This is a genomic window from Henriciella sp. (assembly GCF_029937755.1).
GTDB lineage: Bacteria > Pseudomonadota > Alphaproteobacteria > Caulobacterales > Hyphomonadaceae > Henriciella.
Genome location: NZ_JAPYPG010000003.1, coordinates 1 through 21,460, shown reverse-complemented (window position 1 = coordinate 21,460; position 21,460 = coordinate 1). Strand labels below are relative to the sequence as shown.

Below are 21,460 nucleotides of genomic sequence, written 5' to 3'. Positions count from 1 at the left end.
ATCAAGCAGCCAGATATGCTCACTGAACAAGTGGGAGAGATGGTGACCGGTCTGATTCGGATTCTTGCTCTGTGCGTAGCCTTTGGGCTGTCCTGTGGCCTGGTCCATGCGGCTGAGGTCAGCGAGATTCTCGTATCCGGGGACAGCGAGTATACGCGTATCGTTTTCGCCGCCGACGAGCCGCTTGAGGAAGAAACATTCCTGATGAGCGACGGGCAGGGGAGGCGGCTGGACATTCATCTTCCAGGGGCATCCGTTTCCCTCGATGCCCACACGCCACCACCGGACGGGGCGGTCAATTCCTATGAAATCCGGCAAGGAGAGATCATCCTCAGCCTGAATACGCCGATGATGGTCTCACGCACGATACCACTGTCTCCGACAACCGTTGACCATCGCCATCGTCTGCTGATCGACCTGGTCCGGGTCGCGCCCATCCGCTTCGACCGAGCCGCGCTTAATGACGACAAGGCACGCCAGCAATTTTCGGCTGCCCAAGCGCCAATGAAGTCAAGGAAGTTCGCTCCGATGGGCGCGAGGCCTGATCAATACGTCGTGGTGATCGACCCTGGCCATGGTGGAAGAGACCCAGGCGCTTCCGCCAGCACGGGCCAGCGGGAAAAGGCAATTGTCCTGGAAGCCTCAAAGGCCATCAAGTCCGTTCTGGAGCGCTCCGGGCGCTATCAGGTGCATCTTACACGCACGGACGATACTTATATCGAGCATGAAGACCGGGTCTCGATGGCGCGCAACTGGGGCGCCGATCTGTTCATCTCTGTGCATGCCGATGCTGCCGGCAATGCCTCTGTCTCCGGCGCGACCGTTTATACGCTTTCGGCGCGGGGAGAGCGCCGGGTCGACGGGACCGCAAAGTCCAATGGATGGCACCTGCCGATCGAGGACGGCACCTCGCAGGAGGTCAGCGTGATTCTCGAAGACCTGATCAAGCGGGAAACGAAATCGAACTCTTCCGTTTTTGCTGAACTCCTCATTCCCGAGCTTGAGAAGGCCGGGCCAATCGTGCGCAACAGTCACCGTCAGGAGAACTTCTTCGTGCTTCTGGCGCCGGATGTTCCGGCAGCGCTGCTGGAAATCGGTTTCCTGACGAATCGCTCCGATGTGGCGCGACTGTCGTCTGAAACCGGCCGCCGGAAGACAGCCGAAGCTGTTGGCCGGGCGATCGACGCATACTTTGACCGGCGCGACCTGCTATATGCAGCAAATTAGCTGTTTTTGGCTTTCGTCTGACAGGTGAGCGCCTTACTCTGGCCAGAGTGTGCTGCGAGACCTGTGCTCAGCTTCAATTCGATCTCAGACTGGACTTAAGATGACAGAACAGGCGACCAAGAAGCGCTTTCTGACGTGGAAGCTTGCGCGCCGCATTGCGCTCGCGCTGGTAATCCTGGGACTGCTCGCTTTCCTAGCAGTGACGGTCTATGTAGCGGTTCTCGCGCGCGATCTTCCGTCCCACAAACGGCTGGCAAGCTATGAGCCGCCGATCACGTCGCGGGTTCATGCTGGCGACGGCACTCTGATTGCCGAATTTGCCGAAGAGCACCGGGTCTTTGTGCCGATCGAATCGATTCCCGACCATGTGGTCGATGCCTTCGTCGCGGCTGAAGACAAGAAGTTCTTCGAACACCACGGTCTCGACTATGTCGGCATCCTGCGCGGCGCGATCAATTCCGCGAAGATCAAGCTGACCGGTGGCGGCAACCTTCAGGGTGGCTCGACCATCACCCAGCAGGTGGCAAAGAACATGTTGCTGACGCGCGACCAGACGATCCAGCGCAAGATCAAGGAAGCGATCATTGCGCGGCGTATGGAAGACGCCTTCACCAAGGACGAGATCCTCGAGCTTTATCTCAATGAGATCTACCTCGGTGTGCGCGCCTATGGCGTCGGATCTGCAGCGCTGATCTATTTCAACAAATCATTGCCGGAGCTCAACCTGTCAGAGGCCGCCATTCTCGCGTCGCTGGCCAAGGCGCCCTCCACGGTCAACCCTTATCGCCGTCCAGAGCGCCTCCTGGCGCGCCGGAACTATGTGCTCGGGCGCATGGTTGAGGATGGTTACATCACGCAGGAAGAGGCCGATAACGCCAGGGCGATGCCGCTCGAGGTGACTGAACGCCTTCGCGGGCCGGAATATGCGGCCGCGACCTATTTCGTGCAGGAATTGCGCAAGCAGCTGATCGAACAGTATGGCGAGGAGGCGCTCCAGCGTGGTGGCCTGTCGATCCGCACGACCATCGATACCAGGCTGCAACTGGCCGCTCAGGAAGCCCTGCAGACCGGGCTGGAGAGCTATGACCGGCGCCACAATTATCGCGGCCCCTTCGCTACGATTGATGCCAATGGTGATGTCCCGGCACAGATTGAGGAACTGACGCTTCCACCCGGCTATGGCAGCTGGGAAGCGGGTATGGTCTCGAAGATCAGCTCTGACGGCGCGACGCTCGTTCTGAAAGACGGTCGCAACACGTCGATCCCGAAAGAGGATATTGAGTGGGCGCGCAGCTTTACGGGCGATGATGGCGAGAAGGGGCTTTCCGTTGGGGATGTTGTCCTGGTTGAAGTCACGCGTACCGAACAGAAAAAGCCGGGGGCTCAGGCAGAAGGCGAAGGCCAGAAAGCCAGTGAAGATGCCTGGATTTACGTGCCCGATGATGTCTCCATCCTGCGGCAGGTCCCGGAGGTGGAGGGGGCCATTGTGGCGCTCGATCCGCACACGGGCCGCGTGCTGGCAATGGTTGGCGGTTATTCCTTCTTCAAAAGCCCCTTCAACCGCGTGACGCAGGCCGTCCGCCAGCCGGGCTCATCCTTCAAGCCATTTGTCTATGGCGCTGCGCTTGAGAATGGGTACACGCCATCGACCCGCATTCTGGATGCGCCTTTCGTCTATTATGACGAGCACACCGAAGAGATGTGGAAGCCGCAGAACTATTCCGAAGGCCGTTCCTACGGTGAAGTTACCATGCGGACCGCTCTGGAGCGCTCGTTCAACCAGGTGACCGCGCGGGTGGCTGTCGATATCGGCATGCCGGCCGTTTCCGAATTCTCGGAACGGTTCGGCCTCTATGACGACCTGCCGCCTTATCCAGCCATGGCGCTCGGCTCCGGCGAGACGACACCCTGGCGCATGGCGCGCGGCTATGCCGCTTTCGTCAACGGTGGCAAGGAAGTCACCCCAACACTGCTCGACCGCGTTCAGGACCGCCATGGCGACACGCTCTACAAGCATGACACGCGTCCCTGCGAGGATTGTCAGGCGCTGGAATGGGATGGTGAGCAGCCGCCCATCCTGCCGGATACGCGCGATCAGCTGGTCGATCCCGTGATTGCCTATCAGGTCGTCCACATGCTCGAAGGCGTGGTCGAGCGCGGTACCGCGCGCCGGGCACGTCGGGTCGGCAAGCCGCTCGCGGGCAAGACCGGTACGACCAACGATTACTTCGATGCACAGTTTTACGGCTTCTCGCCTGATCTCGTTGTCGGCATCTGGGTCGGCTTCGACTCGCCGAAGACCCTTGGGGTCGGGGAGGCCGGTGGCTCTGTAGGCGCGCCGATCTTCACCGACTTCATGGAAAAAGCGCTTGAGGATGAGCCGGCGCTGCCGTTCCGCATTCCGCCTGGCGTTCGCCTCGTGCAAGTCGACCACGATACTGGCGACCTGCCAACGGCAGGATCATCCGAAGTCATCGTCGAGGCGTTCCGGCCCGGGACGGAGCCGGGCGCTGTCTTCAACGAAGACACGGACTTCTCGATTTCGGGCAGCCGCAATGGCGGTAGCCAGAGAGACGACACGGCTGATCCACTCGACGAAGGCCTTCCTCTGGAACCGTTCGAACGGGATACGCCCGACGATGTCGCAGACGATAATCTCAGTGGAATTTATTGACGAGCGCGACAGTTTTCGGCATCGCAAGACCCCGTAATTCAAAAGGAATTGAGCAATCTCATGTCCACGGACATCAAGACCCTTGTTGACGAAATCCAGCAGTCTGCAGAGCTGCTGAGGAGGCGTCTTTGACTGGGACGTCGCTGAAAAACGTCTCGACGAGCTGAACGCGCTCTCAGAACAACCGGACTTCTGGAACGACCCTGAGCAGGCCCGCAAGCTGATGGCGGAACGCCAGCGGCTGGAGGAGGGCATCAAGACGGTGCTCGACCTCGAAAAGGAAGCTGAGGACGGGCTGGAACTCTATGAACTGTCGGAGGGCGACGAGGATATGGTCGCCGACGTTCAGGCCTCCCTGAACGCGACCCGCGAAAAGGCGGCCAAAGCCGAGCTTCAGGCGCTGCTTTCCGGAGAAGCCGACGCCAATGACTGTTACCTGCAGATCAATGCCGGCGCGGGCGGAACAGAAAGTCAGGACTGGGCCTCCATGCTTCGTCGCATGTATGTCCGCTGGGCTGAAGCCAATGGCTACAAGGTTGAAGAAGTCGACGCGCATGACGGCGATGAAGCCGGCATCAAATCGGCAACCCTCCTGATCTCGGGCCACAACGCTTATGGATGGCTGAAATCCGAAAATGGCGTGCACCGCCTTGTGCGGATATCGCCTTACGATTCATCGGCCCGGCGCCACACATCCTTTGCTTCGGTGAACGTGTCCCCGGTGATCGACGAGTCGATCGAAGTCGAGATCGATCCCTCGGATGTGCGCACGGATACCTACCGTTCCTCGGGGGCAGGGGGCCAGCACGTCAACAAGACAGATTCCGCGGTGCGCTTGACCCATGATCCGACGGGGATCGTGGTCGCCTGCCAGGCCGGGCGCTCACAGCACCAGAACCGGGCCAAGGCGTGGGAAATGCTTCGCTCCAAACTCTACGAACTGGAACTGCAGAAGCGGCGCGACGCGGCTCAGGACAGTCACGAATCCAAATCGGAGATCGGCTGGGGCCACCAGATACGGTCTTACGTGCTTCAGCCATATCAGCTCGTGAAAGACCTGCGAACCAACCACGAGACGTCCGATACGTCCGGCGTCCTTGACGGCGATCTCGACGCCTTCCTCAGTGCCGCCCTGGCGCACTCCGTCATCGGTGATGCGGAATCGGCCGCTTAGCCTCGATGTTATTCCAATAAAGAAAAAGGCCGCCTCCCGATCGGGAAGCGGCCTTTTCTAATCATTGGCCAATGGGGCAGGGGTCTCAGGAAAGAGCCGAGGAGCCGGGTGCAAAGTTGTGCACGCCACCGGTGGAGGGCTGAGCGGAAGAGGTGCTCTTGGCGTCGCTCTCAGCCGGCTTGCTTGCGGGCTTGTCTGTGTTGGCCGGTTTTGGCGCGGAGTCTTTGAGTGGATCCTGGTCATGCTTGACTTGGCCCTCGAAGATCGCATTCGGCTGAATGCTGAGCGAGGAGTGCAGGATGTCGCCGTGAACCTTTGCGCCGGTTTCCAGCTCGACTTTGCGAGCGCGGATCGAGCCGCGAACTTCGCCTTTGACCTTGACGGCTTCGGCTTTGACTTCGCCGATGACCGTGCCGCTTGCACCGATCGTGATGTCAGCTGCTGCGACATCGCCATCGACCAGACCATCGATCTGAAGCGCGCCTTCCGAGGTGATCGAGCCGTGGATCTCCATGTCGCCACAGATGATCGATGCGGCTGACCGGGCCGTTGGCTTGTTGGCTGCGCCTTTAACGGCGTCTTGCGCTGGATTCACGCTGGATGCCGTTGCGTCACTGTTGTCTTTGGTCTTCGTGAACATGTTTACCCGCCTTCAGAAAATCTACTGGATCGTAGGGTTTGCCGTTGAACCACACTTCGTAGTGAAGGTGTGGGCCCGTGCTGCGACCTGTTGAACCCATGGCGCCTACGACATCGCCAATGGCAACAGACTCACCTTTTTTGACATTGAGCCGCTTCATGTGCCCGTAGCGCGACTTGAAGCCATGACCGTGGTCAATCTCAACGATACGGCCATACCCGGATTTGGTGCCGGCAAAGCTGACAATGCCAGGGCCGGTCGCCGTGATCGGCGCGTTCCAGTATGCGCCAATGTCGATACCATTATGCCAGCCGGGACGCTTGTTGAAAGGATCGACCCGCAGGCCGTAATTCGATGTCACACGCCACGGAACGCCAACCGGGCCAGCCAGTGGCAGGTTGTCGACAACTTCCTGATAATAGCGTGCTTCTTCCATGCGTGCCGCGACTTGTGCGACGCGTTCGGCAAAGGCGGCTTCCTCGGGGCTCTCAAATTCGCCACGAGCGAGGCTCGCAAATTCGATTAGCGGGCCACCCATTTCGCGAGTGTTCTCGATACGGTTGGCGCCCACTGCCGTCAGGCGCAGAACCCCGCGAGCGGCCTCGGCGCGCTCAACGGCGATTTCCTCGACCTCATTAAGAAAGGCCTGCTGTTCTTCCTGGATATCACCGATCTGGCCACGCAGGCCGACATCGGCGGCATTCGTGCCGCTGCTCTCAGACGGGCGCGACTGACGACGGTCAGCTTCATCGATGGAGGCGTTGACGAGGAGGGGAGCATCATCACCACGAAGCGCAGCAGCTTCGAGTTCACCGCCATTTTTCAAAGCGGTGAGAAGAACTTCCAGTGTCTGGTGGCGGCGTTCGAAATTAACCGTAGCTTCCTGGAAAGCTTCGGTGCGCTCGACCAGCTGGGAGCGCGAAAGCGCATCACGGGCACGAAGCTCCTGTACCCAGCGCTCATATTTGTCGATTTCATACTGACTTCCGGTGACCGATGTCTGCTTCGGGAGAAAGACCAGATTAGCTGTCGCGAAGAGGGACCAGCCGACAGCTGCGGCAACTGCTGCAGCAAGAACGGCTTGTTGAGAAGGGGAGATCGTGAAGTAGCGGACGGTACCGCCGCTGCGATGGTAGATCTGACGCTCGGGAAACAGGCGACTGAAAAGTTCGCGAACCTTCATCGTCTTTTTCTTCATGGTGTTGCGCCTACCCTCGTTACTCTAACGGACTACGAAAAGTCTTAAGTGTTGCTCCCCCAACACACTTAAGTAGTAACCTAATTCGGCGTGTCGCGGAAAGGGGCTGATCCCATTTTTCGCCTGACTTTTTGCACAGCTTAGTAAAATCTCGCTTAATAAGCGGTATTTGCGGCTGATATATCAGCTGCAAGACGTGTGATCCGCCTAGATTTCCTTCAGCACTGTTTCCGCGTGGTCCTTGACCCGAACCTTGCGCCAGACCTGCTTGATGTCACCATCAGCGCCAATCAGGAATGTCGAGCGCTCGATTCCCATGAAGGTGCGCCCATACATCTTCTTCTCCACCCAGACGCCAAACGCCTCACAGGCCTTGCCGTCCTCATCACTCGCGAGGGGAATTTCAAGCGCTTGTTTTTCGATGAATTTCTGATGCGATGCCAGGCTATCACGTGATACGCCCAGAATATCATATCCCTTCGCATCAAAGGCCGCCTTCAGGCCGCTGAAAGCCTTGGCTTCAGTTGTGCAGCCAGGCGTGTTGTCCTTTGGATAGAAAAACAGGACCAGGCCTCTTCCGTTTGCCGGGGGAATCTGTGTCTGGCTTCCATCCGAGACGGGGAGTGTAATTGATGGGCAGGAATCGCCGGGCTTGATCGCTGCAGTCATGTGTTCAAACGTCCTATTTCTGCTTCATTAGGGGCGTAGTCTTTACGGGCACAAGGCAAAAGAGGACAACAGGACTTGGTCAGACAGACTGCCACTGTCGTAACATTCGAATTGCTGGGCGGCGTTTTGCTCCTGGCCGTCGCGGCCGTCGTAACCCTTGCCTTCATGCTCGCCCAGGGGCCGGTCGAGCTCAACATGTTCAAGAATGATGTCGAGCGCGCCCTCGAAGAAGCACGCAATGGCCGAGACATCGAGATCGAGCAGCTCACACTTCAATGGTCGCCTGCGGACCGCCGAATGATTGTCTCGGCGGACAATCTATCGCTGGCTGATGATGACGGAAATATTGCCGCAAGGGCTTCACAGGCCCTTATCACACTGGATGCGGGCTCGTTATTCTTCGGCCGGACGGAGATTCTGCGCACTGAATTGCGCGATGGCTGGGTCAATGTGCGCAATGTGACGCCGACCCTGTGGACCTTTGCCGGTGAACCGCTTCCCGAATTCGAAGCACGGGAACTCCCTCAAACGGTTGATGGCTGGTTGCAGCTGATGAACCGTGTCCTCGGCGACATCCTGGCTGGCCTTGAGACCACACGACAGGAAGGAACACTTGAGGCGGCCTCGTTCGAACGGATGGACCTGCGATTTCATGCCGCCGACGATTCCCTTATCGGCGAGATGACGAATGCCTCCGGCGCGATGGAGCGAAATGAAGAGGGGCTGTTCGTTCAGCTTGCAGGTAGCGGCACGGGCCTGGGGCTGCCTGGCGATATCGAGGCTAAGCTCGGTGTCCCGGTTGATTATGAAGCGCTCTCACTCCGTCTCGATCTGTTTGAGTGGAGTGTCGGGGATCTGGCTGCGCGTCTTGGGACGTTTGAGGACAAGATCAGCGGTTTCCCGGCTGATATAGGCTTGGGAATCACCTTTGAAGCGGGCACCGGACTGAGCGAAGTGTCACTGTCAGCGGAAGCCGAGGCGGGCGAAGTCATTTTCGCGGACCGGCCGCAGGAGGTCGATTCGCTTGTTTTTGACACGACATACGACCCGGCAAGCGACGTCTTGACGATTACAGATCTGGACGTTGCTTCGCGCCGTCTGACCGGGCGGTGGACCGGAACTGTCAGTCAGCCGCGCTCCGAGGACGAAAATTCTGCTTTCGATCTCCAGTCCGAAAAGGTCCGGCTCGACCTGACGCCATATTTCCCCGAGCCATGGGAGTTCGAAAATATTTCCGCAAAGGGGACACTCGATCTCGAGGACCAGCTCGCCACCGTCGAGGCATTCAGCTTTAATGTTCGCGATGCCGTTGTCCGGGGTGAGGCGCAGATCGAACCGCGCCCTGATGCCAGCGAGCAACAGCTCCCGCTGGCCGTCAAGCTGGAGGCAGAGCTCGAAGGCGACCTGCCAAAAGAACTCGCCCTGAGGTTCTGGCCGCGAACGCTCGGCTCAAGTGCGCGAAACTTCGCTGTCGAGCGGATCAACAGCGCCACGGCGACGGCAGCGAGTGTCCGGCTCGACCTGTCACCGGATAGTATCCAGAACGGGTATTTCCGCGATGAGGATCTGGAAGTGCGCTTTTATGTGGAGGATGCGCACGTCAAGTTCATGAACGATCTGCCGCCAATCACCCAGGGGAGCGGGACGGGACGGCTGACCGGTAACGGCTTCTCGGTCCAGCTCAATAGCGGCGAATATGGTGGCTGGCCGCTGAACGATGGCAGCGTCACAATTCCACGGTTCGATTCCAAGGAAGACCGCATGCGGGTCTATGCGAAAGGTGCCGGCCCTCTGGTGGATGCCATGCGGAACCTCGTCAATTCCGGCCTGATCGAAGACGATGAGGGCGACGAACTCGACCCCGAACGCTTTTCAGGAAACGCCTCGATGCGATTCGAGATGTTCATGCCTGTCCGGAACGAAATCGAGGATGATGAGTATGACATCACGCTCACCGGCAAAGTGACGGATGCCGGGCTCGCAAATGCTTTGCCAGGCCTGGACCTGGTGAATGGCGAGGTTGATATCCAGCTTTCGGACGCCCGTCTGGTTCTGACCGGCTTTGGCGACCTTGGGCCCGCGCCCGTCCAGTTCACCTGGCGAGACGACCTCGATGATGATGGTGCACCGGCCACGCTTTCAGCGAGCTCTTTCATCTCTCCGGACTTCCTGAACCGGTTCGGTGTGGTCGGGCGCGCCTATGTTAGTGGCGATATTCCGGTCGAGGTGCAGGCACTGGTCGCAGGCTCCGGCGTGAGAAGTCTTGATGTGAGCTTTGACCTCCAGCAATCGCGTGTGGATGTTTCCGAGCTTGGCTGGATCAAGCCGGCTGGAGAGGCCGCGCGGGCCACGCTGTCATATGGCGAAGGCGCCAGCATGACGGAATCAACATTCCAGTTCCGCAGCCAGACCGCCCGGTTTGACGGTGACGTTCGCCTGTCCACGAATGGCCAGCTCCAGAAGCTTGATGTCCGTGAGGCCTATGTCGAGGACTTCATCGATGTTGGCGGTAGCATCGAACGCCAGCCGGACAATACCTTCAAGAGTATGCTGACGGGCGATTTCCTGGACCTCAGCGCGTTTTTCGGCGATTTCGGTGATGTTGGCGGCGCCAGCGGTTTCAGCATACCGATCGAGCTCGATGCCGACATCACGACCTTGCGTCTGCGCCAGGCACTTGACCTGACCGACGCAACCCTCCGTTTCGAAAGCACCCGCGCAGGGGTGAAGGAAGTTATCGCGCGCGGGGATATTGAAACGGGAAGTGGCTCGCTCGTCGCCACATATACCGGGCCGACCGTCGAGAACCCCGCACGCCTGCGACTGCAAAGTGATGACGCTGGTTTCATCATGCGAGCCTTGCTGGACCAGGATTTCCTGTCGGGTGGCTCAATGATCCTCAGTGGTCAGCTTGCCCGGGGTGATTCACCGGCACGGCTCAATATGGAGCTGGAAAATGTGCGGATGCGGGATGCGCCTCTCCTGACGCAGGTTCTGTCGCTGGCCTCCTTGAGGGGGCTTTCTGACACGCTGGCGGGTGATGGGGTGTTGTTCACCGATGTTCGCATTCCCATCACGCTGGCAGGGGATCGTTTCATCATTGATGGCGCCACGGCAAATGGCCCGGCGCTAGGCCTGACGCTGAATGGCTGGCTGGGGCAATCGAATGATGAAATCCGCGTGAGCGGCGTTCTTGTGCCGAGCTTTGGCATGAACTCCATGCTGGGCGGCGTGCCGATCATCGGCGATCTTTTTGTCGGCCGCGATGGCGAAGGAATATTCTCGCTGACCTATTCAGTCCGCGGCACGCTTGACCGGGCTCAGGTTGCTGTAAATCCGCTCTCGGCGGTTACACCAGGCATCCTGCGGCGGATTTTCGAGAACCCGGCAGACACGTCGATTCCCGACAGCCTGCCAACCGACCCGAACCGCACGCCACCGGCGCCACCAATGCCGGATGCCGAGTTCATTCCTTCGGCCCCCGGCTCGGCTTCGAACAACTAGTCGCGCGGCACTATTCCTCGGATTTCACGTCCCGCCATAGAGATTCCTGCTGTTCAGGGGAGAGGTCTGAAAAAACCTCACCACGGCTCGCGGCAAGGAGTTCCATGGCCCTGAAGCGGCGCTCGAACTTGCCATTGGCCCGCCGTAAGGCAATTTCCGGATCAAGCTTGAAGCGGCGCGCCAGATTGGCCGCCACGAAAAGCAGGTCGCCGATCTCATCCTCGATGTCGTCGAGATTGCCGGAAGCGATGGCTTGCGTGACCTCTTCCGTCTCTTCGTCCAGCTTGTCGAGAATATCGGCCGGCTCGGTCCAGTCGAAGCCGGTTCGGGCGGCGCGTTTCTGCAGTTTCTCCGCGCGCATCAGCGCCGGCAGGGCTTTGGCGACACCATCGAGCGCCGATGAAGGCGCATCCTTGCCTTGCTTCTGGGCCCTTTCCTTGGCCTTGATTTCTTCCCACGCGGCCGTCTGGCCATCGGAGTCGCGGCCATCTGCCTTGTCAAACACATGCGGATGGCGCCGGATCATCTTGTCATTGCTTGCCCGCGCCACATCCTCGATGCCAAAGTGACCGGCCTCCGAGGCCATCTGGCTATGGAAAACGACCTGAAGCAGAAGATCGCCCAGTTCGTCACGCAGTTCGTCGAAATCGGAGCGTTCGATCGCGTCGGCGACTTCATAGGCTTCCTCGATTGTGTAGGGCGCGATGGAGGCGAAATCCTGTTCGAGATCCCAGGGGCAGCCGCCCTCAGGATCGCGCAGCTTTGCCATGATGTCTTTCAGCCGCTCGAACTCGGAAGAGGGGGAAGGGGGCATGAAGTCTTGTCCTCGTGTCTGGATAAGGTCACGCAACATGACCTAGCGCTCCGCGTCGCGCAGGTTAACAGCGGATTCAGGCTTCGGCAGGGGAGAGGGCATCAAATGGCTGGGGGAAGACACAAAAAGCGCGCTGCATGATGATGCTGTCGGTGACCCGGTGAGTTCCAAATTACAGCCATACAAGGTCAGGAAAGCGCATTTTGAGGAATGCCCAAAAGATTGCATAATCAATATTATGGGAAATTACAGATCTGTCTCTATAGACGGAAATCGAGGCAGAGGCCGTCATAAGCAGGTTCCACACCCTCCGGCAATTCCTTCAGGAGCGTCTGGTAATCCAAGTCGATATGGAGATTGGTGAGCCAGGCTTTCCGCGGCCCGATCTGCTCGACCCACTCCAGGGCCTGTTCCAGATTCGCGTGGCTCGGATGCGGTGTGTAGCGCAGCGCATCCAGGATCAGGATATCCACGCCTTCCAGCATTGCCAGGCTCTCTTCAGGAAAGCCGTGAAGGTCGTTACAGTAAGCGAGATTACCGATGCGGAAGCCCAGGCTCCTGATGCGTCCATGGAACTGCTCGACAGCCAGGAGTGTCACATCAGGACCGCGACCGGGGATTGTGAATGGCTGGCCAATCTCGATCAAAGGCTGCTGGTCAAGGATGGGTGGGTAGCCCCCCTTCCCCTCGAAGCAGTATTCAAAACGTTTTGTCAGCGACGCAGCTGTGGGGGCGTCTACATAGGTTGGAATCGTGCGGCGCATCCGAAGCGCAAGGCCCCGGACATCATCGATGCCATGAGACTGGTCGGCATGGTCATGCGTATAGACGAGCGCATCCAGGTGTTTGACTTCAAGATCCAGCAGCTGCTCTCGCAGGTCTGGCGAGGAATCGATCAGGATCCGCGTGCAATCATCGGGCGAGGACAGATCGCCGACGTCGATGAGCACGCAGCACCGGCGGCGGCGATTGCGTGGCTCTGCCGGGTCGCAAGCGCCCCAGTCATTGCCGACACGCGGCACGCCGCCGGACGATCCCGTACCGAGAAAAGTGAAACGCGCACCCTGCATCATTCGGCAATTTTCTTGAAAAATTTCAATGAATTCTGCTCACATATTGATGTAATGTCCTTGGCGTCTTCGCCGCGCAGCTTCGCGAGGGCTTCCGCGACATGGACGAGATAAGCAGGCTCATTCCTGCGACCACGATACGGTACGGGCGCCAGATATGGGCAATCTGTTTCCAAGATAATCCGGTCGAGTGGAATTGTGGAAATCACGTCGCGCACATCATGGGCGTTCTTGAATGACAGGATGCCAGAGACAGAGAAATAGGCACCCAGCGCAAGCCCCCTGTCAGCGAGCTCCTGGCCACCTGTGTAGCAATGCAAGAGAATCTGAAACGCGCCTTTTGCATATTCATCTTCAAGGATATCCGCCGTCATCTGGTCGGCTTCGCGCGTGTGGACAACAAGCGGCAGGCCGGTCTCGCGGGCGGCCTCGATATGGCGCCGGAAATTCGTAACCTGCTCATCTTCGGCCGAATAGCCATAATGGAAGTCGAGCCCTGTCTCCCCTATGGCGACCGTGCATGGGTCGCTGGCCGCTTCAATAAGCGCGTTGGGCGTCAGGTCCGGGAAATCCTTGGCGTGGTGCGGATGGACGCCGGCCGTGTTCCAGATATCGGAATTGGCCTCCGCGATCGCCTTCACGCGCGGATAATTGTCGAAGCGGTCGCAGATGGCCAGGAAGCGACGGACGCCGGCATTGCGGGCACGTGCGAGCACGTCTTCAAGGTCTTCGGCAAATGCATCCGCGTGCAGATTTACGTGCGTATCAAACATGGGCCTGAGCCTTTAACGGCTTGCGAAGGCGGATTGAAGACACGAAACCAGTTTCGAGGCAGCCTGGGCGGGCGGGATGTGCAGGCTGCGCTGTGTCGCGATGATTTGCTGTCCTTCGAACCAGACCTCCGACCAGCCGGGTTCTGTGTCCGCCTTGTCGCTGATCCAGCCAAGCACCTCTTCAGCGAAGATGCCGAAGGCCTGGTCGTCCTCGCCAGCGCTGAGAATGGCGTGAGAAAGTTGCGCCTCATTGGCCGACGGCATGGACTTCAGGAGCGACTGGGCGGCGCTGGCGGCTGCCATGACCTTGGGGCCAGCCAGCTCGGCGGCCCGGCCCGGACGACCCCGAACCAGGTCAGCCATATCCGCCGGCGTTTCGAGTTCCATTGTGTCGAGAACCGCTTTTGTTTCCGCTGTCGACAGAGGTTTCAGCCGCAAGGTCTGGCAGCGCGACCGTATCGTCGGGAGTACGGGAGCTGTCGCGTGCGAGATCAGGAAAAGCACCGCCTGGGGCGGCGGCTCTTCAAGCGTCTTCAGCACAGCATTGAGACTGCTGATGTTCATCTCGTCCAGCGCATCAAGGATGCCGACACGCCAGCCGCCGAGGGCCGGCTTCAGGCTAAAGAAAGCGTTGAGATCACGAACCTGATCGACCGAGATGTCCTGTTTCAGCGTCCCCTTCTCATTGGCTTCCCTGTGGACGTGCTTGAGATCAGGGTGGCCGCTGGACAGGATTTTCTGAATGACCGGATCATTGACGGGGGCGCCCGCCGGGTCTTCATCCGTTGGTTTCGCGCCAAGCATCACCGAAGCAAGACGCGTTGCGAACCGTGCCTTTCCGATGCCGGACGGACCTTCGAAGATCCAGGCGTGATGCAGCCGTCCGCTCTCTTTCGCCGACAGGAACTCAGCCTGCGCCTCACCATGGCCGAACAGAGGGAGCGCCACATCGCTCACGCAGGCACCAGCCTTTCACGAACGGCTTTCAATGCCGCGTCGACAAGCGCTTCAGGTGCGAGTTCGGCATTCAGAACCACGCAGCGGCCCGGATCGTTCCGGGCAATATCCAGAAATGCTTCACGCACCTTCTTATGAAATTCGATCGGCCGCCGTTCGAAGGCATCTGAGGTCCCTCGGGCGGTCCTGCGCGATAGCATCGCTTCAGGGGCCGCATCGAGGATGAACGTCATGTCCGGGCGGGCACGGGCTGTAACCTCGCTCTGCATGGCAAACAGGATGTCACGGCTGACGCCGCCGACGCCCTGATAGACAAGTGTGGAATCGGAAAACCGGTCGCAGAGGACCCAGTCACCTCGCTCAAGCGCCGGCCGGATCTTCTTTTCCACATGATCGCTACGCGCGGCATTCATCAACAGGGCTTCAGCCAGCGGTGTCCATGCATCGCCATCCGGTGGCGACAGGACTAATGCGCGGACGCTCTCGGCCAGCGGCGTGCCGCCCGGCTCGCGCGTGGTGATCACCGACCGTCCCTCGGCCTGCAAAGCTGCCAGAAGGCCTTTGATCAATGTGGATTTGCCACACCCTTCGCCGCCTTCAACAGTAATGAATGAGCCGCCCGACGCGCTCATGCGTCCTCCCGCTCACCGAGTTTGAGGCTCAACCCTTCAATGGCGCGTCCGAGGAAGCTGAGCGTTCCGACATCTTCCGTCGCCATCAGGGGCGCTGTGACGGGCTCACTCTTGCCCTCGATGCTGATGACCAGTTGGGCGATTTGATCGCCGGCCTGTATCGGTGCCTTCAGCGGCCCGTTATAGACGACCTCGGCCGTCGCATCCGGGAAAGCGCTACGGTGCGCTGCAACACGTAGCGAATCCGCCAGTTTTACGCCGACTTCGCGCGCCTCACCATTCCAGACCGGCAACGTCGCAATTGCTGCATCGCCGGGTTCGATCGTTCGAGTATCGAAGGCGGTGAAGGCCAGCCGCATCAACCGGCTCGCTTCATCGGCGCGGGCCTGTGAGCTGGGCAGGCCATTGATGACCAGAACACGCCGTTTGCCATCACGCACAGCGGACGCCGTCAGACCGTAACCCGAAATTTCCAGATGGCCGGTCTTCAGGCCATCGGCGCCGTCCATCTTGCCGAGTAGCGGATTGCGGTTCTGCTGGGTGATGCCATTCCAGGTCATCTCCCGCTCAGAGTAGTATTTGTAGTATTGCGGGAATTTGTCGATCTCCTGGCGGGCAAGCTTGGCAAGGTCGACGGCCGAAATGACGTGGCCTTCCTGATAGAGGCCGCTGGCGTTTTTGAAGGTCGCCGAGTCCAGACCCATGTCGTGGGCCAGTTCGGTCATGCGGCGGGCAAAAGCCTCCTCGGACCCTGAGAGCCCCTCAGCCAGAACGATGCAGGCATCATTGCCCGACAGGATGATCACACCCCGAAGAAGGTCCTCGACAGTCGGTGTCTCCCCAATCTCAAGGCCCATGGTCGAGCCACCGGTTGCCCAGCCGCCTTCGCGCCAGGCTCGTTCGCTCACGATAAGTTCGGTATCGAGGGAGAGTTCGCCGTTTTCGATGGCTTCGTAGATGACATGCGCCGTCATGATTTTCGTCATGGAGGCGGGGATCATCAATTCCTCGCCATTCTTGGAAAAGAGAACATCCTGCGTCTCGTAATCCATGATGACGGCGTAGTCCGCCTGCGTCTCGATCAATTGAGCGTTGGCAGTCAGGCATAGGCTCAGCGCGGCGATGAAGGGGGCGCAGAGTTTCGACATGGGCAGCAAGTCAGCACTCCTTGAGGTCAATTACGGTATGGAAACGTAAACTGACTCAAGAAAAGGGCTGCTTTGAGACCAAGGTCAATGTCTGCTGCGGTTTCAGCGCAGCGTGACGAAGCTCTCATCGACGCCGCGTGTCCGCAGTTGCACGCGTGCGCGCTCGGCGGCATCACGGGTCGGGAACGGGCCAACCATCACGCGGAAATAGTCTGCGCCGTGCATGTCGACATCTTCCACCTTGACCGGGAACATCCCACCGACCTGTGCGTGACGGCCCTGGGCGTTACCGATGTCGGCGAACGCGCCAATCTGGACATAGATCTGCTGAGTGAAGGCATTCCGGGCAGGCGCCTGAGAGGGCGTCGCTGACGCGCGGATGGTGCGAACCGGAGGCGCGTAAGGCGGCGCCGGTGCAGGATTATACGGCTGGACGGGTGCGAGAGACTCTTCACGGACATTAGCAGGAACAATGTCATTGGTCGCTTCAGGCGCAGAGGCCAGCCGCGCCGGTGTCGGGACATCCTTGCCAGGATCCGGAACGCCGAGATTGGGCTCCACACCCCCGAGCAGCATTTCACCATAAAGGTCAGGGCGGCTCATACGGCGGCTTGCTTTGTCGGCAGAGGCAGGCTGTGGCAATACACCCGCAGCCGTTTCAGCGGAGGCGAATTGCTGACCGGGCATCGCAGGTGCCGGGCCGAGATAGCGAACCACCACTGGCGCTTCGCCCTGCTCGACTATTCCGAGCGTCGATGCAGCCTTACGGGAAAGATCGATGATCCGCCCACCCGTGAAAGGCCCACGGTCATTGACGCGAACAACGATTTCCTTGCCCGTCTCTTCATTGATGACCTGAACCAGACTCGGCAGCGGAAGCGTCCTGTGCGCCGCGGTCATCGCTTCCATATCAAAGATTTCGCCATTCGCTGTCGGTTTTCCGTCAAACGCTTCACCATACCATGAGGCGAGGCCACGCTCTTCATGCGAGACCTTGGCTGCCTTTGGCGCAACCGGGCCGCTGGTCATGGCGGGCTTCCTCCTGGCTGGCGCCATCTCGCCCAGTGTGAGGGTCTGGATTGCGGGAGCTTTGGACGCATCAAGCGGCGAAGCGGTCGCTTCCGCAGGCCAGAGACGTTCAGGCTTCTTTGGCAGGGATGCGCGAGGGGTCTCCTCAACGCTGGCATATTGCTGGGCCGGTGCTGAGGCGGCAGGCGCGTTAGCGCCCGGATAACTGAAATTGATTTGCTCACGCTGATTCGGCAGGCTGACTGAACCCGTGCGGGTTACCGGTCCGCGCCACGGATCGCGACTGGCCGACGTATTGGGACGTGGCACGGCGCGCGAAGCGCTTTGAGCTCTGTTCTGCTTGTAGGATGGCCCCTGCCCCATATCGACATATTCGATGGGGGCCGGACTTTTGCGTTCGGCGCTCGCTGCAGGCGCAAGCGCTGCGCCAAGCGCAAGCAGTAAAACGGGAGAAAGACAGGACGCGACCGGACGTGCCATGTGAACCTCATTCTGTGGTCTCTTACCTGCTCGACCATTCTGTCGGGCAGCCAGGGATTCCCCTGATGATGATCGTTTACCATATCACGATGGACATAGAATGAATGACAACCATCAGTTTCAGCCAAGCGGGCAAGACAGTCTTAACCTTGTGACGAATTGGGGCAGAATTGAGGTTCAGCCGCCCTATTGCATTTCCCCGGATGATCGCCGAAACAGTCGCGCGGCCACGGAGGAGTGGCAGAGTGGTTGAATGCGGCGGTCTTGAAAACCGTTGAGCGTGCGAACGTTCCGGGGGTTCGAATCCCTCCTCCTCCGCCAGCACTATTCGGAAATCCTTCTCCGCGGGGCTAGTGTCGCTCAATATTTCAACGGCGCAAGCGCTTCTAGGGCACCGACCTCAGCACCTCGGTAATAGATGCAATCATCAAAATCGTTCTCTTGAGGACCAAATTCTCTGAAGCTCAACACTTCCGGGACCCCAGAACTGAGGTATCGGTGCTGAGAATTCAGCGGTTTCAGTTGATGACGAGCAGTCGGATTTCGAATCTCTGTTGTGCGAGACTAGTGGCTGCTGCCAGGGTCGAAACCGAAATGGGCAAGCTGTTCTTTCCAGCCGTATGGAAATTGCGCGAGCAGCTGATCCAACCCCAGCAATCGAGGCTGCTGACCGTTTAGAATAGCTTCGACAATGCGCGGAGAGAGGAGAGCGAGCCGGCTGACACGGCTAATGTAGGAGGCGCTCATATTCTCTGCGCGCGATATTTCAGCGATCGTCTGAAACTGTCCTTCATCCAGCATTCGGCGCCAACGGAAGCCACGAGCCAGGGCTTTGATCAGAAGTTCGTTCCGATTATCCGACCGACTGGTCTCAAGTGTCTGATCGGGCGTGATCACAAGCTTTCGTCCGCCGCGGATGGCAAACGTATATGGTATGGAGACGACATTCGCTTGCATATTAATCGAACGCTGCCGAGTCATCCCAGTGGCGGTCTTTCATATCAGTCCGAAATTTCACATCTATGGAATTGGCAGTGACATCCACGCGCTCGATCAGCAGAGCAACGAGGCGTGCCTGTTCACCGGGAAACAACGAATTCCAGACTGTATCAAAGTCCTTCCGGAGCGAGTGCCAGATTTCATCCTCCCCGATGTCCGAACCTGTTTTTTGCACTTCCCGAAATGTGCCGGTGATGAGATCAGCACTCCGCATCATCAGCCTCACCTGGTTTAGAACAAGGATCTCAACGTCGGCAGCTGGAATCCGCCCGGGCACACAGGCCCCGGCCCCATGCTTCAGAACTGTCTGGCTCGTGTAGTAGCGGTAAAGCTTTTGGTTTGATCGGGTGTGATGAGGCGACATCGCCGCGCCATCAGGGCCAAAGATAATGCCCTTGAGCAGCGCCGGCGTCTTTGCCCTCGTTCGGCCGGCACGTTTCCGGGGATGCTCTTTCAGGATCGATTGCGCCTGGTCCCAGACACGTCGAGAGATGATCTCTTTATGCTGGCCTTCATAATCTTCGCCCTTGAACGACACGAGCCCCAGATAGACCTTGTTCGTCAGGATCCTATAGATCGCTGACTTGTCGAACGGCTTGAGGTTTCGGTTCACGATCCCCTCTGCCCTAAGCTCTTTTGCTAGCACGGTCGCTGACCCGCAGTTCACAAAACCGTGGAAGACCTTCCGAACAACGCGGGCCTCGTCCTCTACGATCGTCAGCTTCTTCTGGATGGGCTTGTAGCCAAACGGAGGAGTGCCACCCGTCCAGAGGCCCCGCTTTTTTGCTGCAGCGACCTTGTCCTTCACGCGGTCGCTTGTCTGTTCGCGTTCGTATTGGGCGAATGATTGCAGCATATTGACGAAGAACCGCCCCATTGCGGTCGACGTATTAAAGTGCTCGGTCACGCTGACGAAATTGACTTCGTATTCTTCGAAAAACTCAAGAAGGTTGTAGAACTTGGCCATGGATCGGCAGAGCCGATCAGCCTTGTAGACGATGACCAGGTCCACCTTCCCTGCCCTGATATCACCCATCAGTCTTTGCAAGGCGGGTCGCTCCAGCGTGCCGCCGGAGTACCCGCCGTCGTCATAGCGGTCGTCCAGCAGGATCCAGCCGTTGCCAGCCTGGCTGGCGACATATTGCTCTGAACTTTCCCGCTGTGCATCCAGCGAGTTAAAGTCCTGCTCGAGACCGTATTCGGTTGATTTGCGCGTATAAATCGCACAGCGCTTGATCGACGTGTTGTGAGACATGTCCGCCATCAGGCGCCTCCTTGTCGCTTGAGACCGAAGAAGACCCAGCCATTCCAGCGCGTGCCGGTGATGGCGCGGGCGACAGCCGAAAGCGATTTGTATGGACGACCTTGCCATTCGTAGCCGGTCGATGTGACGGTCACGACCTGGTCTTCGCCTTTCCATTCTCGGATAAGTTGGGTGCCCGTTGCCGGGCGATTGTCGACACGCGCATGCCGGATGAGTGGATCACCGCCATCGACCCGTTCGCCGAGGTCCTTCAGGCGCCTCCTTGTGTCCTTCGACAGCCCGCCAAAGGCCAGCTCCTGGATCCGATAGGCCAAACGGGCCTCGAGGGTTTTTCGGTTGAAGGCCGGTGGATCGGTGTCGAACAGCCGGCGCCATTCTCGCTTTAGGTCAGCAATGTCCATTGCCTGCAATGAGGCCAGTTTTCGAATGATCGTCTTATCGTGGCCAGCCATCACTGCCCTGCCCTTTTCTCTGATTTGAAATCAGGTCCGCTCGGGTCGGATGGAAAGTCCAGTTCGGAATGCGGGTTGGGATGGTTTGTCGCTTGGCGCGACCGAACAATGGCGGTGGCCAGGAGCTTGCATGCCTCGGCAATCCGTTCGGCCGGGCTCATGAATTCGGGAGAGAGTTTGTTAGTCATGATGACTTAGCATCCTAGAACAAACTCAAGCGAAAAGGTTTCGCCGACTAGAGATGCACGCGAGTTAAAACCTTGAGTAAAAACAAGAGAGAACAAGCGTGTGACGTGAGATATGAGCTCAGTGAAGCTGTTAAGATCATGGCGGCCACGCCCGCCGATTTCGCTGCGGGAGCTCACCCTCAGGACTGGTTGCTCAGATTCGATATTGACGGTCTGCGAACACCTGCGGGGCGGCAGCCCCATGAATGCATAGAGATTGTTGAGTATCTGGCCAAGCGATCCACGGCATGGGTCGAGCGGGAACTGGCGGCAAAGCAGACGGCAAAATTGGCGAAGGACCTACTAAAGCTGGAGAGCCAAGCGGGATTGTTTGCGCGGTCACTTCGTGCGCTCACGTCTGATGACTTGAGGATTTTGCTAACGCTTGTCGAAAACGATGAGATCCAGAAACATCCTGCGCTCGCGGAATTGGAGCAAGCTATCGGTCGCGAAGAGTTCCTACCTGTTGAACCTGTGACCCAACCCCGTGATCCGGGCCGTTCATTCGGAGAGTCTGTTCGCCTTTCTT

Annotated in this window: 18 protein-coding genes and 1 tRNA gene; 6 read left to right on the top strand and 13 right to left on the bottom strand. The window is 58.8% G+C overall.

Translation table 11 applies throughout. From position 1 onward, the window contains the following. The first annotated feature begins 15 nt into the window (after nt 1-15). From Q1K29_RS07750 to prfB, 3 genes are all read left to right on the top strand, one after another. On the top strand, nt 16-1,227 hold the full coding sequence (locus tag Q1K29_RS07750; protein WP_300392910.1) for an N-acetylmuramoyl-L-alanine amidase: 1,212 nt from the start codon (nt 16-18) through the stop codon (nt 1,225-1,227). A 100-nt stretch (nt 1,228-1,327) separates the two neighbouring features. Continuing rightward, nucleotides 1,328-3,901 (top strand): penicillin-binding protein 1A, encoded by a 2,574-nt coding sequence (locus Q1K29_RS07745; RefSeq protein WP_300392907.1) that lies wholly within the window; start codon nt 1,328-1,330, stop codon nt 3,899-3,901. Between the two features lie 60 nt (nt 3,902-3,961). Further along, nucleotides 3,962-5,075 (top strand): peptide chain release factor 2 gene (gene prfB, locus Q1K29_RS07740; protein WP_300392905.1). Its coding sequence is split into 2 segments (ribosomal slippage): nt 3,962-4,030 and nt 4,032-5,075, totalling 1,113 coding nucleotides; the frame shifts between segments, so codons are not numbered across the junction. Between the two features lie 85 nt (nt 5,076-5,160). Here prfB and Q1K29_RS07735 read toward each other — a convergent pair. The 3 genes from Q1K29_RS07735 to Q1K29_RS07725 form a co-directional block, all read right to left on the bottom strand. Continuing rightward, entirely contained in the window at nt 5,161-5,715 is a 555-nt protein-coding gene (locus tag Q1K29_RS07735; protein ID WP_300392902.1) for a polymer-forming cytoskeletal protein, read from the bottom strand. Beyond that, a complete protein-coding gene (locus tag Q1K29_RS07730) occupies nt 5,687-6,913 on the bottom strand; it encodes a M23 family metallopeptidase (protein WP_300392899.1) in 1,227 nt (408 codons plus the stop codon). Before Q1K29_RS07730 ends, Q1K29_RS07735 begins: the two co-directional genes overlap by 29 nt. A 207-nt stretch (nt 6,914-7,120) precedes the next feature. Further along, on the bottom strand, nt 7,121-7,582 hold the full coding sequence (locus Q1K29_RS07725; RefSeq protein WP_300392896.1) for a peroxiredoxin: 462 nt from the start codon (nt 7,580-7,582) through the stop codon (nt 7,121-7,123). Nucleotides 7,583-7,657: 75 nt separating this feature from the next. Between Q1K29_RS07725 and Q1K29_RS07720 the strand changes: the two genes are divergently transcribed. Then, on the top strand, nt 7,658-11,086 hold the full coding sequence (locus tag Q1K29_RS07720) for a DUF3971 domain-containing protein (protein WP_300392893.1): 3,429 nt from the start codon (nt 7,658-7,660) through the stop codon (nt 11,084-11,086). Nucleotides 11,087-11,096: 10 nt separating this feature from the next. Here the strand turns inward: Q1K29_RS07720 and mazG are convergent, their stop codons facing one another. The 7 genes from mazG to Q1K29_RS07685 form a co-directional block, all read right to left on the bottom strand. Next, complete coding sequence (gene mazG, locus Q1K29_RS07715) at nt 11,097-11,900, bottom strand: nucleoside triphosphate pyrophosphohydrolase (protein ID WP_300392890.1); 804 nt, start codon at nt 11,898-11,900, stop codon at nt 11,097-11,099. A 260-nt stretch (nt 11,901-12,160) separates the two neighbouring features. Next, entirely contained in the window at nt 12,161-12,973 is an 813-nt protein-coding gene (locus Q1K29_RS07710) for an MBL fold metallo-hydrolase (RefSeq protein WP_300392888.1), read from the bottom strand. After that, nucleotides 12,970-13,743 (bottom strand): TatD family hydrolase, encoded by a 774-nt coding sequence (locus Q1K29_RS07705; RefSeq protein ID WP_300392886.1) that lies wholly within the window; start codon nt 13,741-13,743, stop codon nt 12,970-12,972. The genes Q1K29_RS07710 and Q1K29_RS07705 overlap by 4 nt, the downstream gene beginning before the upstream one ends. 12 nt (nt 13,744-13,755) lie before the next feature. Next, the gene (locus Q1K29_RS07700; RefSeq protein ID WP_300392883.1) at nt 13,756-14,700 is read right to left on the bottom strand and encodes a DNA polymerase III subunit delta'; all 945 of its coding nucleotides are present in this window, start codon (nt 14,698-14,700) and stop codon (nt 13,756-13,758) included. Further along, nucleotides 14,697-15,332, bottom strand: a complete 636-nt coding sequence (tmk, locus tag Q1K29_RS07695) for a dTMP kinase (protein ID WP_300392880.1) — start codon at nt 15,330-15,332, stop codon at nt 14,697-14,699. The genes Q1K29_RS07700 and tmk overlap by 4 nt, the downstream gene beginning before the upstream one ends. Continuing rightward, complete coding sequence (locus Q1K29_RS07690) at nt 15,329-16,480, bottom strand: D-alanyl-D-alanine carboxypeptidase family protein (protein WP_300394051.1); 1,152 nt, start codon at nt 16,478-16,480, stop codon at nt 15,329-15,331. Before Q1K29_RS07690 ends, tmk begins: the two co-directional genes overlap by 4 nt. A gap of 102 nt (nt 16,481-16,582) precedes the next feature. Then, nucleotides 16,583-17,989, bottom strand: a complete 1,407-nt coding sequence (locus Q1K29_RS07685) for a septal ring lytic transglycosylase RlpA family protein (RefSeq protein ID WP_300392877.1) — start codon at nt 17,987-17,989, stop codon at nt 16,583-16,585. A 231-nt stretch (nt 17,990-18,220) separates the two neighbouring features. Between Q1K29_RS07685 and Q1K29_RS07680 the strand changes: the two genes are divergently transcribed. Next, nucleotides 18,221-18,310, top strand: a tRNA-Ser gene (locus Q1K29_RS07680). Between the two features lie 243 nt (nt 18,311-18,553). Here the strand turns inward: Q1K29_RS07680 and Q1K29_RS07675 are convergent. The 3 genes from Q1K29_RS07675 to Q1K29_RS07665 are packed head-to-tail and all read right to left on the bottom strand — an operon-like array spanning nt 18,554 to nt 20,704. Further along, complete coding sequence (locus tag Q1K29_RS07675; RefSeq protein WP_300392874.1) at nt 18,554-18,946, bottom strand: hypothetical protein; 393 nt, start codon at nt 18,944-18,946, stop codon at nt 18,554-18,556. A 1-nt stretch (nt 18,947) separates the two neighbouring features. Further along, nucleotides 18,948-20,252: a recombinase family protein gene (locus Q1K29_RS07670; RefSeq protein ID WP_300392871.1), complete on the bottom strand. Its 1,305-nt coding sequence runs from the start codon at nt 20,250-20,252 to the stop codon at nt 18,948-18,950. Further along, the gene (locus tag Q1K29_RS07665) at nt 20,252-20,704 is read right to left on the bottom strand and encodes a DUF2924 domain-containing protein (RefSeq protein ID WP_300392868.1); all 453 of its coding nucleotides are present in this window, start codon (nt 20,702-20,704) and stop codon (nt 20,252-20,254) included. The genes Q1K29_RS07670 and Q1K29_RS07665 overlap by 1 nt, the downstream gene beginning before the upstream one ends. 260 nt (nt 20,705-20,964) lie before the next feature. Between Q1K29_RS07665 and Q1K29_RS07660 the strand changes: the two genes are divergently transcribed. Further along, a partial coding sequence (locus tag Q1K29_RS07660) for a hypothetical protein (protein ID WP_300392865.1) occupies nt 20,965-21,460 on the top strand: 496 nt, incomplete at its 3' end.

Excerpts from the sequence above, each read along its gene's own strand:
- Q1K29_RS07750 (WP_300392910.1), top strand. The coding sequence starts at position 16 with ATGCTCACTGAACAAGTGGGAGAGATGGTGACCGGTCTGATTCGGATT.
- Q1K29_RS07745 (WP_300392907.1), top strand. The coding sequence starts at position 1,328 with ATGACAGAACAGGCGACCAAGAAGCGCTTTCTGACGTGGAAGCTTGCG.
- Q1K29_RS07735 (WP_300392902.1), bottom strand. The coding sequence starts at position 5,715 with ATGTTCACGAAGACCAAAGACAACAGTGACGCAACGGCATCCAGCGTG.
- Q1K29_RS07730 (WP_300392899.1), bottom strand. The coding sequence starts at position 6,913 with ATGAAGAAAAAGACGATGAAGGTTCGCGAACTTTTCAGTCGCCTGTTT.
- Q1K29_RS07725 (WP_300392896.1), bottom strand. The coding sequence starts at position 7,582 with ATGACTGCAGCGATCAAGCCCGGCGATTCCTGCCCATCAATTACACTC.
- mazG (WP_300392890.1), bottom strand. The coding sequence starts at position 11,900 with ATGCCCCCTTCCCCCTCTTCCGAGTTCGAGCGGCTGAAAGACATCATG.
- Q1K29_RS07710 (WP_300392888.1), bottom strand. The coding sequence starts at position 12,973 with ATGATGCAGGGTGCGCGTTTCACTTTTCTCGGTACGGGATCGTCCGGC.
- Q1K29_RS07705 (WP_300392886.1), bottom strand. The coding sequence starts at position 13,743 with ATGTTTGATACGCACGTAAATCTGCACGCGGATGCATTTGCCGAAGAC.
- tmk (WP_300392880.1), bottom strand. The coding sequence starts at position 15,332 with ATGAGCGCGTCGGGCGGCTCATTCATTACTGTTGAAGGCGGCGAAGGG.
- Q1K29_RS07690 (WP_300394051.1), bottom strand. The coding sequence starts at position 16,480 with ATGTCGAAACTCTGCGCCCCCTTCATCGCCGCGCTGAGCCTATGCCTG.
- Q1K29_RS07685 (WP_300392877.1), bottom strand. The coding sequence starts at position 17,989 with ATGGCACGTCCGGTCGCGTCCTGTCTTTCTCCCGTTTTACTGCTTGCG.
- Q1K29_RS07675 (WP_300392874.1), bottom strand. The coding sequence starts at position 18,946 with ATGCAAGCGAATGTCGTCTCCATACCATATACGTTTGCCATCCGCGGC.
- Q1K29_RS07670 (WP_300392871.1), bottom strand. The coding sequence starts at position 20,252 with ATGGCGGACATGTCTCACAACACGTCGATCAAGCGCTGTGCGATTTAT.
- Q1K29_RS07665 (WP_300392868.1), bottom strand. The coding sequence starts at position 20,704 with ATGGCTGGCCACGATAAGACGATCATTCGAAAACTGGCCTCATTGCAG.